The organism is Marinomonas sp. 63XJN7_7_ISO-PGPR-S23-202, from assembly GCF_056173505.1.
Map to the genome: position 1 here is coordinate 407,507 of NZ_CM149677.1, position 12,820 is coordinate 420,326.

The 12,820-nt window shown below is 43.2% G+C and carries 14 protein-coding genes; 5 read left to right on the forward strand and 9 right to left on the reverse strand.

Features of this window, described 5'->3' with window-relative positions; genetic code table 11:
* The first annotated feature begins 25 nt into the window (after window positions 1–25).
* The gene (locus AC0VYG_RS01850; RefSeq protein WP_475430660.1) at window positions 26–1,141 is read left to right on the forward strand and encodes an acyltransferase family protein; all 1,116 of its coding nucleotides are present in this window, start codon (window positions 26–28) and stop codon (window positions 1,139–1,141) included.
* 40 nt (window positions 1,142–1,181) lie between these two features.
* Here AC0VYG_RS01850 and AC0VYG_RS01855 read toward each other — a convergent pair whose 3' ends face one another.
* The 5 genes from AC0VYG_RS01855 to AC0VYG_RS01875 form a co-directional block, all read right to left on the reverse strand.
* Complete coding sequence (locus AC0VYG_RS01855; protein ID WP_475430661.1) at window positions 1,182–1,715, reverse strand: 5' nucleotidase, NT5C type; 534 nt, start codon at window positions 1,713–1,715, stop codon at window positions 1,182–1,184.
* Between the two features lie 241 nt (window positions 1,716–1,956).
* Window positions 1,957–3,948 carry a methyl-accepting chemotaxis protein gene (locus AC0VYG_RS01860; protein ID WP_475430662.1) on the reverse strand — a complete coding sequence of 664 codons (1,992 nt, stop codon included), beginning with the start codon at window positions 3,946–3,948 and terminating at the stop codon, window positions 1,957–1,959.
* Between the two features lie 203 nt (window positions 3,949–4,151).
* Entirely contained in the window at window positions 4,152–5,126 is a 975-nt protein-coding gene (locus tag AC0VYG_RS01865; RefSeq protein WP_475430663.1) for a hypothetical protein, read from the reverse strand.
* Window positions 5,123–6,058, reverse strand: a complete 936-nt coding sequence (locus AC0VYG_RS01870; RefSeq protein ID WP_475430664.1) for an ABC transporter ATP-binding protein — start codon at window positions 6,056–6,058, stop codon at window positions 5,123–5,125. Before AC0VYG_RS01870 ends, AC0VYG_RS01865 begins: the two co-directional genes overlap by 4 nt.
* Before the next feature lie 8 nt (window positions 6,059–6,066).
* Window positions 6,067–6,483, reverse strand: coding sequence for a GntR family transcriptional regulator (locus AC0VYG_RS01875; protein ID WP_067012405.1), 417 nt, complete (start codon window positions 6,481–6,483; stop codon window positions 6,067–6,069).
* Between the two features lie 189 nt (window positions 6,484–6,672).
* Between AC0VYG_RS01875 and AC0VYG_RS01880 the strand changes: the two genes are divergently transcribed.
* Window positions 6,673–7,395, forward strand: coding sequence for a helix-turn-helix domain-containing protein (locus AC0VYG_RS01880; protein ID WP_475449890.1), 723 nt, complete (start codon window positions 6,673–6,675; stop codon window positions 7,393–7,395).
* A gap of 12 nt (window positions 7,396–7,407) precedes the next feature.
* Here AC0VYG_RS01880 and AC0VYG_RS01885 read toward each other — a convergent pair whose 3' ends face one another.
* Together AC0VYG_RS01885 and AC0VYG_RS01890 are read right to left on the reverse strand one after the other, a co-directional pair.
* Window positions 7,408–7,794 (reverse strand): hypothetical protein, encoded by a 387-nt coding sequence (locus AC0VYG_RS01885; RefSeq protein ID WP_199476712.1) that lies wholly within the window; start codon window positions 7,792–7,794, stop codon window positions 7,408–7,410.
* Window positions 7,795–7,982: 188 nt separating this feature from the next.
* A complete protein-coding gene (locus AC0VYG_RS01890) occupies window positions 7,983–8,444 on the reverse strand; it encodes an Lrp/AsnC family transcriptional regulator (protein ID WP_199476711.1) in 462 nt (153 codons plus the stop codon).
* Window positions 8,445–8,602: 158 nt separating this feature from the next.
* Here AC0VYG_RS01890 and AC0VYG_RS01895 point away from each other — a divergent pair, with 158 nt between their 5' ends.
* The 3 genes from AC0VYG_RS01895 to AC0VYG_RS01905 are packed head-to-tail and all read left to right on the forward strand — an operon-like array spanning window position 8,603 to window position 10,345.
* Window positions 8,603–9,544: a DMT family transporter gene (locus AC0VYG_RS01895; protein ID WP_475430666.1), complete on the forward strand. Its 942-nt coding sequence runs from the start codon at window positions 8,603–8,605 to the stop codon at window positions 9,542–9,544.
* Window positions 9,541–10,053, forward strand: a complete 513-nt coding sequence (locus AC0VYG_RS01900) for a GNAT family N-acetyltransferase (protein WP_475430667.1) — start codon at window positions 9,541–9,543, stop codon at window positions 10,051–10,053. The genes AC0VYG_RS01895 and AC0VYG_RS01900 overlap by 4 nt, the downstream gene beginning before the upstream one ends.
* Window positions 10,054–10,066: 13 nt before the next feature.
* Entirely contained in the window at window positions 10,067–10,345 is a 279-nt protein-coding gene (locus AC0VYG_RS01905; protein WP_475430668.1) for a putative quinol monooxygenase, read from the forward strand.
* A gap of 150 nt (window positions 10,346–10,495) precedes the next feature.
* Here AC0VYG_RS01905 and AC0VYG_RS01910 read toward each other — a convergent pair whose 3' ends face one another.
* Both AC0VYG_RS01910 and AC0VYG_RS01915 read right to left on the reverse strand, forming a co-directional pair.
* Window positions 10,496–11,677: a nucleotide sugar dehydrogenase gene (locus AC0VYG_RS01910; protein ID WP_475430669.1), complete on the reverse strand. Its 1,182-nt coding sequence runs from the start codon at window positions 11,675–11,677 to the stop codon at window positions 10,496–10,498.
* A 50-nt stretch (window positions 11,678–11,727) separates the two neighbouring features.
* Window positions 11,728–12,786, reverse strand: a complete 1,059-nt coding sequence (locus AC0VYG_RS01915) for an NAD-dependent epimerase (RefSeq protein ID WP_475430670.1) — start codon at window positions 12,784–12,786, stop codon at window positions 11,728–11,730.
* Between the last annotated feature and the right edge of the window lie 34 nt (window positions 12,787–12,820).

Consider the following 12,820-nt stretch of genomic DNA (forward strand, 5'->3'; position numbering starts at 1 on the left):
AATCTCTTATGTATGGAGGTTTCTTGTGAAAACATTTGAGCATTCAATGCCCATAGGGGCAGGCATTGACAACACCAGCCCTTCTAAAGTCAGTAAAGTCGCGAGAGTAACGGAGTTTGATTATCTACGTGGAATAGCCATCATTTTGATTGTGCTAGGCCATTCTATTACCAATAGTAATCATGGCTTCCCTGTTTGGTTAGAAAACATACTACGTGGTGGAACAGGAGTCTTTGTATTTATTTCAGGCTTTTTCTTCCATCATGTTTTTTCTCACAGCTTCAACTTCCAGCATTTTATGGGGAAAAAATGCCGCAATGTATTGGTGCCATTTTTGGCCGTATCGGCATTTGCCATTGTGGTCAATTTTTTGGGATTCATGTGGATTGATGGCGTTTCTTTTAGTAAGGCGCTAGCGCTTTGCGGTAAGGTGTTAGAGCGAGGCTATGTCCTGTTTCCTCACTGGTACATACCATTCATTATGGCCACCTTTTTGTGTTCGGGGTTGCATTTTCGCTACTTGAAACTGCCATTGTTTTCCCAGTTATCGATTTTAGTGACCTTCTCAGTGGTGGCTTTGGTGATTCAACGGCCAGAAGCGAATGTGAATGTCTTGCAATCAGTGGTGTATTTCACGCCTTTTTATCTAATGGGCATGCTGTACTCTCAGCATCTGGACTGGATGAAGCAGAACTATCGTTATTTTCTTATGGCTGCCTTAGTAACAGTCTTGTTGACCATATGGCTTCAGTCCAGCATTTTTTTTCACGTTGGGGATTATCATAAACAGGCCTTTGCATGGCGGGGAATAGACTTGCAGTTTATTCAAAAAGTAGGGCTATGTATTTTACTGGTGGGATTTTGCCGACATTGGGTCAGTGAGCGCTTAGGAAAGTATTTAACCATGATTGCAGGGATTAGCTTTGCGATTTTCTTTTTGCATCCGCTGCTGGGGATGATGTGGGGAAACACAAAATATTTCCTTTTGCATTTTGGTTATATTCAGCCAAATACAACCCTTTGGTATAGTTTGGTGTCGTCAGTCGTGTTGTTTGCCTTCCAGTTCTATGGCTCTGTATGGCTGATTCGTCACTTGAAACGACTCTTTGCTTCTAAGAGTCGTTTACTGATCGGTGCTTAACGGCTTAAGCCTTCACTCCCTTGTTTTGAACAAGGGAGTTTTAATCTAAGCGCAACATTTCTAGAATTTCTTTCCAGCTATGGACGCGTTGGAAGCCTGTTGCATGCATATTATGAAAGGCATGAAATAACAGACCTTCTCCATCAAAAGTGGCTAAGTGTTTTGGGGTATCATCGATGAGGTAGTCTGCATTAATAATGCTTTTGTCTCCACAAAAGACATAATTAAGTTCATGAATAAAGGGAAAATGCTGTTTTAGCCATTCATACTTAGCTTGAAAAGACGTTGGGTATTCCATTGCGGCAGTGACAAAAAAGATGTCATATTGCTCGGAGAGCGTTTTGATGGATTCTATGGCATCATCAAAGACTACTAGGTCACGAAAAAAATCAGGGTGATGAGGGTAGGATTTTACTGCTGCCACGTGCTCTTCTGGAATCACATGGTAAATACGTTTGCCTGCGGTATCTTCTTTGGTAAGCTGAGCGTCAAACTGTTTATTATACCATTCTAGATGACGTAACAAGCTGTCACAGACCGTTTCGTCCATATCAATCGCTATACGTTTTCTCATACCTTACTCCGGTTCATATTTACCCTACTACCTATTAACCTTACTACTAAAGGTTGGCTTTGCTTAATGAATTTTAAGCTTATATTGTGACATAGAGAATAAACGCCCTGGGTTATTTTAGCGGTTTGCTTGTATCTTGCAGACAGACAGGGGTGACACTTAGCATCAAGTGATGTGTACTAATGACTGAGGTATTTATGACAGCCTACCAAATAATGGAAGACTGTCATCTCAACAGGTTTTATTTAATGGTGTAAGAGCTAATTTCGTTAAGTACATTGTCAAAACGTTGTTTCGCCAGATTTGCTTCTTGATCTGTATTGGTGACTATATTAAGAATGTTTTGCGAACGTTCATTAATGTTCTGAATATTTTTATTGATTTCCTCTGATACTTGAGATTGCTCTTCTGATGCCGTAGCGACTCGCTCGATGGTTTGTGTGATGCTTTCAATGGAAGCAAACAGCTCTTGCATCATATGGACATTATCCTCGATCACAGTTGAAGTGCCAGTTGCCATATCGGTACATTGTTCCATGGATTGTAAGGCGTCTTTTCCCGAGTCAACAAGGGCCTGTATCATGGTGCGAATCTCTTCTGTTGAGCCTTGAGTACGCTGGGCTAGGGTTCTGACCTCATCTGCGACAACAGCAAAACCTCGACCCTGTTCTCCTGCTCTGGCTGCTTCGATGGCGGCATTTAATGCTAATAAGTTGGTTTGTTCGGCAATGGCTTCGATGGTTTGTAAAATGCTGTTGATTTGTTCGGTATGAGTCGTGACCGATTGTACGGCTTTGTACCCGCCCTCTATCTCAGAGGATAGGTTTGAAATGGAATCTAGAATGGTTTGCATTCGTTGCGACCCTTGCACGCTTTGTTTTCGAATGATTTCTGTATCGTCTGCGGCAGATTGCATGTCTTGCGAGATCGTGCCACTGGTTTGTGACATTTGGTTCACCGCTGATGCCATTAGATCGGTTTGGTTAAATTGATCTTTTGTTTCTTGCAGGGCGTTGCGAGAAGATTGGCTTAGCTCATCCATGCTGTTTTTGGATTCGATTGCCATGCCCATCATGGCGTCAAATGATCCTTTTAAATGGTCTAAATGCGCATTTAAATATTGGATAATTTCACCCAGCTCATCAGCGGATTTATTTTCAATGCGACCAAGCAAGTTACGCTGAGTCGATATGTTGGATAGGACTTGGCTAATTTGCTTGACGCGTCTGGTTAGGGAGCGCGTGAGAGCATAAGACAGCCAAAGAATCGGCAGAATTAGTATGGTAAAAACAATAATCAGCGCATTTCGATAATAAACACTCTGCGTGGTGAGGTCGTGACTCAGGGCATAGATTTGAGTACTGATTTTATCGGCGACGGCTTTTATTAAGCCAATTTTCGTAGTGGCCAAGTCAAACCAATTAGCAGGGCCATTAACGACAGTGAGGTCTTTTTGTTTGAGAAAGTCACTGGTGACTTGATCCACTTTTTTCCATGCCTCGTTCTCGGTGGCCGTCTTTAGCATGGCTAATTGTTTCTCGGATGCCATGGCTTTGAAGTGCTCTAATTGGAGCGTTTCATTGTCAATGAAAGCGGCAATTTGTGATTGGCGTTTGGGGGTGGTGGTTTTAGCGGCAAATACACCATTTAACGCCCCGCGATATTGGCCTACTCGTTCTTTCATCCATAATAGGTTTAAGCGTGCCTCTAGCGTCTTGGCGATGTCTCTATTATTAATGTTTAAAATGGCATACTGAATCGCATCTAATGCGCTTTGATTGACTTTAGAATAAAAATTAAAGGCGTTATTGTCGGGCGCTAGGCTATCGACTTTTTGACGAATGGCGTTTTTATCCGCTAGTACGTTGAGAACATGATCCCGATAGCTATTCAGCTGAGCGGTACTTAGCTCTTGGAAGGCGTCTGGCTGAACATCTCTCAAGGTGGCTTCAGCTTGGTCCGCTTTTAGGCGCTGAGCCATTAAAGCGTCTTTGCCTTTTTTGCCCTGGCTGCCTAAAAAACCGGCGCTTAAGCCCCGTTCCACGGCGAAATTATGGGCAACGTTATCCAATAAGGTAGAAAGTTTGACCATGTCTTCAGCGGTTCGCCCTTCATCGACTTGTTTGTTCAGGTCTATTACTAAAATGATAACAACGAGAACGGCAAATAGAGAGGGGACGATACCGATAAAGGTAATGGCGCTGGATAGCTTTAGTTTAGAAAATGTAAACACCTTGTTATTACTCCCTGTGATCCTAAAAACAAGCTTAGTAAAGGTTGAATGTTTTTTCACCAGAAATGTTTGAATAAATAGGGAGTAGATAAAACATAAAAAAAAACATCCTGCAGCCCATCTCATATTGATAGGATGGCTTGCAGGATGTTTTGAGTAATGGAGGCTTGGGTAGTTAGTTTGTTTCGCTTCGGTGTGCTTCTCTAATTTTCAAAGCGATTTTCCCGTAGCCATACGGTTGCGTAAAGTAGTCCAGCGGTAGCGGCCAAACCAAGCCAGCATTGCACACTGGATAGCACATTCCGAATATGGTACCAGCCTGACACATTGAGCATATTCTGCTCTGTCCTCGGGTCACTCACATTGATGTAGGAGCCGATAATTTGAGAAATATGGTGACTTCCCAAGACGGTATACTCAATAAGTACTAATGCCAACAAGGGTAGGACAAGGTACAGAAAGGGTGTTTTCTTGGCGCACGCGGAGACCAATAAAACCCAACCGATAAAAGGCAACATCCATATAGAAGTGGCAAGATAACTGCCTAAAAATGACCAGGCCGTAGCAAGTACCGCTTGAGGCTGAAAGAGTAAATCGGGATGATGTACGCTACTAAAGAATGACCAGATAGTCATGAAGAGCAGATAAAACAGGTTATAAGCCGATGCTGCGAGCCAGGCAGTGGCAGGAATAATGAACGCCGCCATAAAGGCTTTCGTGAGAACATTCTGCCATTCGCTGACGGGCATGGATTTCCAAAACAAAATGCTTTTGTCTTTGCGATCGGTAAATAGGCAAGACAGTAGATAAATTAGACCAATTAGCCAAGCCAGGTGATCAAATGCGATATAAGGTAGGGCAGGCAAAAGTGACATCGCCGGGTTTTGTTCTAACATGGTCGCAGGATTTTGCGGTGTCATGTCGGTAATGTTTGAAAGACCGTTTATACCTTTGTGGTAGATAAAGGATTGTTGCTGGCCATCGGAAGAAAATGAGTAGAACGACATCATGCCGTCGTGTTGTGAGATAAACTGGCCACCTTGGACAACATCACGTCCAGCCAGTCCCGCAAGAATGGTTAGTACGACAAAAATAGTCAAGACCACTAAAGGTGTTGTGATCAGTGCGCCTTTGTGTTCCCACAATTCGCGTTTAATTTGTATTAGATAGCGGTTCACTGTCCTGCCTCCTTCCATTGCATGTTGGATACCGTGCTTTCGTCATGGCGTCTCTCGTTGGCTGAGCTGACTTTTGCCACGAACAGGTCGGCAATAGACGGCGTGTGGAGTTTACCAAAAGCGGCGAGTGTTTCAGGATCAACGCCTTCGAATAATAAACTGGCCCCACCAAGGCGAGTTTCTTCGTAAATAGGTTGAAACCCTGCCTCCAAGACCTGATGTCGGCCCTCTGTCGAAACGGAGAGTTGGCAGAATCGCTGGCTAATGTCGTCCATTGAACTGTCGAGTACCAAATGTCCACGGTCAATAAACAACACATCCGTTAACAGGTTCTCAACTTCTTCTACTTGGTGGGTGGTGATTAAAATGGTCTTTTGTTCGTCAAAATAATCTTCCAACAGACTGGAGTAGAATTGTTTTCGGTACATAATATCAAGCCCTAATGTGGGTTCGTCTAATACCAATAGTTTGCTATCGATCGCCATAACGAGAGCCAAGTGCAGCTGTGTGACCATGCCTTTGGATAAGGCTTTAATGCGGCTTTTTGGGTTGATTGTGGTTTTTGCTAGAAACGCTTGGGCTTTTTCTCGGTTGAACCTTGGATGCACTCCTGCTACATACTCGATTGCTTGGTGCACTTTAAGCCATGAAGGTAAAATGGCGGTGTCAGCGATAAAGCTCACCTGCTCCAATAATTTTGTGCGGTCTTTCATTGGTTTAAGACCCAAGACACTTAGCCCTCCGTCTAGCGTGCTCAATCCTAAAATGCCTTTTAACAGGCTGGTCTTGCCAGCCCCATTGGGACCAATTAAACCGACAATTCGCCCAGGGAAGATGCGAAAGCTCACATCGTTTAAAGCTTTGAAGTCGCCATATTGTTTGTGTAAACCTTGTGCCTCGATGATCGCGGCATGGTTTGTTGTTGTCTTCATAATCATACCTATTCGCTGTCTTTTTGTAGACGAAGTTGATCTACCGTGATGTCGTTTAAGGGAGGTGTTTCCAGTGATAACTGCTCAATTAATTCGTTGGTGCTAATATCTAATAGAGTTAAACGTTGTTTTAATTTGGGGATTTCTGACTGAAAGAAGAGTGCTCTTTCTGCGTGTAAAATTCGCGCACGGGCGCCACCAAGAATAAACATGCCCATACCGCGTCGTTTTTCGACGAGTTTTTCTTCAACCAGTGACTGATAGGCTTTTGATACCGTTAAGTGGTTGATTTGATAGCTGGTGGATACCGCCCGAACAGAGGGTAGTGCTTCGCCTTCACGTAACTCTCCTGCAAGTATCAAGCTCACCATGCGATCACGCACTTGGCGATAAATGGGTTGTTCGTCGTTCCATTGCTCTTGCATAGGGGCTCTCTTCTGCTTGGTTTCGCGATGGGTAAGTCGCGTTTTAATAAACCAGTTAAATATAGTGTTATATATAACTATAACACTATATTAGTATTTGGCAATACTAATATGCAAGTGGTTCTTATTGGCTTGCCACTCCTTAAGGCCTATTGTCATACTAACGGTTTAGAGCAGTGCGGAATCATCATGAAGATGCTCAATCACGTTATCCAGTACTATGAGTCACGGCAAACAACGCAATCTCATGAACACAGTGTGTACCAGTGGGTCTACGTGCATGAAGGTTCAGGGATAATTTCCACAGAAGACGGTGGATTTTTACTGTTAACTGGGCAACTGGTGTATATTCCTGCTTATGTCTCCCATGAGTTTATTGCACTCAAAAACAGTTGTCTTAGTTTGATTTTTTCAGGCGAGGACGTTGCCACTCCTCCTATCCAATCGATTGGTTTATTGGCAAGTCATACATTATGGACTCAATTGATGGCGTACTTGCGGCATAATCAACCACATCTAACGCAAGCATCATGGCAACACTATGATGCTATTTTACTGGACCAGCTTGCCCGTTTTACCCCGTTGCAAGGGTATCGCCTATCGTCTGCCTGTGTGGATCCGCGACTATTGAACGTCATCGAATCCCTCTCTCATAGTGTGAGCATCAAGACATCATTAGCGTCGGTGAGTCAGCAAAGTGGAGCATCAGAACGCACACTTAATCGACTGTTTGCCGAGCAATTGAATACCACTTACCAAGCGTTTCGCTATCAGCTTGTCATGCAAAAAGCACAACAAGCGTATGAACAGGGCGAAAGTGTTACTAACATCGCTTTTGATTTGGGCTATAAGAGCTTATCGGCTTTTTCTAGGGCGTTTCTAGACTATCAAAAATCAATGAAGCCTTGTTAAAGCCTGGTTATCTTATCGAGAACCTATGTTTTTCTCATGGTTTGGTCCTGATAATAGACAGGTCAGTTCTTCCGTGCGTTGCAATTTATTCTCAGCAAAGATAAATAGGCCAACTACTTTTATCTTAATATTTTCTCCAGCTTTGGTCTGAGCGGTGACCGTATGGCTAGAATGGACTTTATTGCCTTCACTAATCATCTGGTCGAAGCTCACTTCACAATGATGTAAATGCGCTTTTAATGACTGAATATGTGTGACAAAGTCGCTGAAGTTTAGCGTCTTATTATCAACCCATTGTTGATAGTCTAAGGTGAAATACTCAGCAAGCTGAGCCTTATCGATTGTGGTGGAAGTTAAAACGTCCGTAAATATTTGCTCTAGTCGTTTGGTTAGTTGCATGGTCTTGTCCTCATCATGGAAAATGCCAGTCTACGATAAGGAAGCAAGTCTGATTGCTGACTTCTCGCCAAACGATACACTTTGCTCGCCAAGTTGAGATGGATGATTTGCTATAGCCAATGCACAAAACGGATGGACGAAAAACAAAACGCTCACCATCTCGTTATTGGCTATACTAATAGAGGTTGTTAAATGAGTAGTCGTCGTTTGACAGGTGTTGATTTCACAATGGCTGTATTGGTATCGGCTAACTCAGAGACTTGGTCAAGAATGGGATCTAATTGACTAATGTCTTTTAAATACAGACGAGCGATATAACAATCATCCCCAGTTACCTTGTCGCATTCAACAAATTCAGGAATCGATTGGATCAGAGCTTCTAGAGCTTTGAGTTTGCCAGGAAGTTGGCGCATTCGTACAATTGCCATTAGGCTATAGCCTAAAACCACAGGGTTCACTTCCACTCGATAGCCAGAGATGACACCACTTTCTTCCAGTCGTTTTAATCGTTCGTTGACACTGGGCGCGGTCATACCCACTGCCCGTGCAAGTTCTGTGACCGGGGTTCTCGCATTCGTATAAAGTTGTTCAATCAGCTTGCTATCAATACCATCTAAAATGGTTTTTTCTTTTTTAAGGTTATTTCGCATTTTTCCCTCTGATAAGTACGGTTATTCTGTTTATTTGTCTTTTTATAGGTCTGCCAAGGTGGCTTCCTTCATTTTATTCTATTCACCATAAACCAGTTCCCTTAAAAAGAGAATGCATTCAGTGTTCTACCGTGGGGGGGCAATAACCGAGGTCTATTATGAAACATTCAAATCATACGATAAGCAGTTTAGAGCTGACTTTTGCCATGATACTGTCTGGCACCATTGGTTATTTTGTGATTAGTTCGGGACAGGTATTTTGGAATGTGGTGTTTTTTCGTTGTGTGATTGGTGCAATGGTTTTAGGCGGATATGCCTATTTTTCAGGCTTGATTCGTGCCGAGTTTTTCCAGCCCAGGGTACTGTTATTGATTGTGTTAGGCGGTATTACCTTAGTAGGAAACTGGGTATTGTTATTTGCTTCGTTCAATTATATTCCGTTTTCTATTGCTACCGTTGCCTACCATATGCAACCTTTGTTTTTGGTGTTAGCGAGCACATTAATCACCCGAGAAAAGCCGTCAATCTCCCTACTTGTTTGGCTAGCCTTAGCATTTGTCGGCTTAGTATTAATCGTAGAACTTAATCCTCATGAGTTACATGAGCTTTTTATCGGCGACTTAAATCGAACCGATTCTTCTGCGTTATTCGGTTTATTACTCGCCTTGGGTGCTGCATTACTTTATACCGCGACGACACTCATTACAAAAAAAGTCAGTCAAGTGCCTTCCACTTTTGTGGCATTGGTACAGGTGATCGTTGGTATTCTCATGCTCTTGCCTTTTGCTGACTTCAATAGCCTACCAACGCAAACTAGTCAATGGTTAGATTTATTGATTCTTGGAGCGATACTAACAGGGTTTATGTACATCATCATGTACGACAGTTTTCAAAAATTGCCGACTAGCCTGATTGCTTTGCTGTCGTTTATTTATCCGATTACGGCATTGTTTGTCGACCATTATGCGTTTTCGACACATATCAGTGTAACGCAAATACTGGGGGTCATCATGATTTTGATCGCAGTCAGTGCCGTGAAGTTTCATTGGAGGTTGCCATTGAGTGCCTCTAAGAAAAGTATGAGGGAGAAGAAGTTATGAGACAGATAAAGGAAGTATTTGAAGACCAAGCCGAGGTGATCGCCTATATCATTCGTGAGGCGAATCGACCTGTTGCTAAACGTTTTGCAATAAACCAAGATAACTGCCCAAAGCATCCCTCTTTTTGCGAGGGCAGTTGGGTCGAGCAGGATTTTAAACGAGGTGAGCGCTATTTTGTCTGCATTGACAATCAACAGCCAGTTGCTTGTGTGGCGTATGACATTCCCACTCAGACCAATCGCGTTCGTAAAGCCTACTTGAACCGATTGTCAGTGTTACCTGAGTGGCAAAACAAAGGCATCGGGGCACAACTTGTCGAGCACATTATCGAGCAGGCGAGAGCTGATGAGCTCGAATTGATCAGCATTGGCGTGATTGGCAAACACTCAGAGTTACAAGATTGGTATGAACAGTTTGGCTTTGTAAAAGGCGACACCAAACAGTTCGATCACCTGCCTTTTTCTGTTACTTATATGGTGTATTATCTTGCTTCATCGCTAGATAAATAGGGAGCTTTGCACTATGGCAAAAATCATACTAAGTGGACATATAGAAGTACCCAATGAAGATTTAGACTTGGTACTGGCTGAACTACAAAATCATATTGCTCTAACGAAGCAAGAGGCGGGTTGCATTACTTTTACCGTGACAAGAGCGTCTGAAAACTCACCGCGTTTTGATGTGTACGAGGAATTCACTGACAGAGCCGCGTTCGACGAACATCAAACCCGTGTCAAGGCTTCCCGTTGGGGGAAAGTGACCAAAAATGTTGAGCGGTTTTATACGGTTACGGGTGGTTAAATTGCGTTTTTGCCCAATCGAAGTCCATTTGGCGCGCGGTTTTTACGCCTCCACGACAAGCGCCATCAATTCGGATTAATTTAGCTTACCCGAAAACATAAAACCCCCAATAAATTCCATTTATTGGGGGTTTTATGTTTGTTTTAATCCTTAATCTGTACCAAATAAATCACGTGTATAGACTTTATCGACTACATCTCGGAGGTCTTCTGTCATGCGATTTGCCATAATGACATTGGAACGGGCTTTGAAGTCCTCAAAGTCACGGCAGACTTCTGAATTAAAGAAGGTATCTTCTTCCAGTTCTGGTTCATACAAAATGACTTCGATGCCTTTGGCTTTCAGGCGCTTCATAACACCTTGAATTGCGGAAGCTCGGAAGTTATCGGAACCTGTTTTCATCACCAGACGATAGATACCTACCACTTCAGGATTACGCTTAAGAATCGATTCGGCGATGAAATCCTTGCGCGTTGTGTTGGAGTCGACAATGGCACGAATCAAATTATTTGGTACATCGTTGTAGTTTGCCAACAGTTGTTTGGTATCTTTTGGCAGACAGTAGCCACCGTAGCCAAAAGAAGGGTTGTTGTAATGGCTACCAATACGTGGGTCTAGTCCGACGCCTTCTATTACTTGTTTGCTGTTGAGGCCAAACGATTCACAGTAAGAGTCCAGCTCATTGAAATAAGCCACACGCATGGCCAGATAGGTGTTGGAAAAAAGCTTCACGGCTTCGGCTTCAGTTGAATCCGTAAATAAGGTCGGAATGTCTTGTTTAATAGCCCCTTCTTGTAGCAGGCGGGCGAAGAACTCAGCGCGTTCAGAATGCTCTCCGACAATGATACGTGATGGGTTTAAGTTATCGTAAAGAGCACGACCTTCTCGTAAAAATTCGGGAGAAAACAAAATGTTATCAATATTGTATTTCTCTTTAACACTATTGATGTAGCCAACTGGGATGGTCGATTTAATGATCATCGTGGCGTTTTTATTAATGGCTAACACGTCTTCAATCACACTTTCAACGGAGCTGGTATTGAAATAGTTGGTGACAGGATCATAGTCTGTTGGCGTGGCGATGATGACAAAATCCGCGTCACGATAGGCAAGGTTTTTATCCATTGTTGCGGTGAAATCGAGTGCTTTTGTGGTGAGAAAATCTTCAATTTCCGTGTCGCTGATAGGGGATTGACCCTGATTCAGCATTTCCACTCGACTGGGAACAATATCGACAGCAATGACTTTGTTACGCTGAGCCAATAGCATGGAAATAGACAGGCCAACATAGCCTGTACCAGCAACCGCAATATGGTATTTTTTAGTGTTCAAGGTATGTCCCTTAATCTAAGTATTCTGTTCAATAGGTGATTGGTATAGTGTTAGGCACTGATGTATTTTCGTCTAGTGTCGCCCACGTTGTGAGTGTTCCCAAGATTATAAAAGGCTTGGTACCAATCCACAAATGCCTGCATGCCTTGTTCAATGGTCATTTTGGGCATAAAACCTGTGGCTTGTGTCAGTTCATCAATATCGGCATAGGTGATGGGGGCATCGCCAGCTTGCATAGGTAATAAATTCTCTTTCGCTTTTTTACCACAAGCCTTCTCTATTGCGCTGATAAAACGACGCAGTGTAATGGGATTATGATTCCCTATATTAAACAGCTTATAGGGAGCTTGTGCCTTCGTCTCGGTGTTTTTCATGGGGTGCGGGATGGTATCGACCACGCGAACGATACCGTCAACAATATCATCGATGTAGGTAAAGTCACGTTGCATGTCTCCGTGGTTGTAGACATCGATAGGCGTGCCGTTCAAGATGGCTTTGACGAACTTGTAGGCGGCCATATCAGGCCGCCCCCAAGGGCCATAGACCGTAAAAAAGCGCAGTCCAGTAGTGGGGATGTTATAAAGATGGCTATAGGAATGGGCCATTAATTCGTTGGATTTTTTGGTGGCAGCGTAAAGACTGATGGGGTAATCCACTCTGTCTTCGGTGCTAAAAGGTTGTTTGCTATTCATGCCGTAAACGGAACTTGAGGAGGCGTAAACAAGGTGTTTAACCTTGTTATGTCGACACCCCTCTAGAATGTTAGCAAACCCCACCAAATTGGAGTCAATATACACTTGGGGGTTCTCGATGGAGAAGCGAACACCTGCTTGTGCGGCTAGGTTGATGACCACATCGAATTTTTCTTGTGAAAACAGCGCGGCTATATTGTCTCTATCCGCGATATCCATACGTATAAAGTGTAGCGTGTTTTTTAGTTTGTGGGTGGCTTGAAAATCCTCAATATCTTTTAAGCGTGCTCGCTTGAGATCTGGATCATAATAGTCATTGAGGTTATCAATTCCAATGACTTCATCTCCCCTTAAAAGAAGCGATTTAATCAACCCATGTCCAATGAAGCCTGCAGCTCCCGTTACTAAAATCTTCACACTAACTCTCTTTCTTTTGTTAACTAGACACGTC

Excerpts from the sequence above, each read along its gene's own strand:
- AC0VYG_RS01855 (WP_475430661.1), bottom strand. The coding sequence starts at position 1,715 with ATGAGAAAACGTATAGCGATTGATATGGACGAAACGGTCTGTGACAGC.
- AC0VYG_RS01870 (WP_475430664.1), bottom strand. The coding sequence starts at position 6,058 with ATGAAGACAACAACAAACCATGCCGCGATCATCGAGGCACAAGGTTTA.
- AC0VYG_RS01875 (WP_067012405.1), bottom strand. The coding sequence starts at position 6,483 with ATGCAAGAGCAATGGAACGACGAACAACCCATTTATCGCCAAGTGCGT.
- AC0VYG_RS01880 (WP_475449890.1), top strand. The coding sequence starts at position 6,673 with ATGAAGATGCTCAATCACGTTATCCAGTACTATGAGTCACGGCAAACA.
- AC0VYG_RS01885 (WP_199476712.1), bottom strand. The coding sequence starts at position 7,794 with ATGCAACTAACCAAACGACTAGAGCAAATATTTACGGACGTTTTAACT.
- AC0VYG_RS01890 (WP_199476711.1), bottom strand. The coding sequence starts at position 8,444 with ATGCGAAATAACCTTAAAAAAGAAAAAACCATTTTAGATGGTATTGAT.
- AC0VYG_RS01895 (WP_475430666.1), top strand. The coding sequence starts at position 8,603 with ATGAAACATTCAAATCATACGATAAGCAGTTTAGAGCTGACTTTTGCC.
- AC0VYG_RS01900 (WP_475430667.1), top strand. The coding sequence starts at position 9,541 with ATGAGACAGATAAAGGAAGTATTTGAAGACCAAGCCGAGGTGATCGCC.
- AC0VYG_RS01905 (WP_475430668.1), top strand. The coding sequence starts at position 10,067 with ATGGCAAAAATCATACTAAGTGGACATATAGAAGTACCCAATGAAGAT.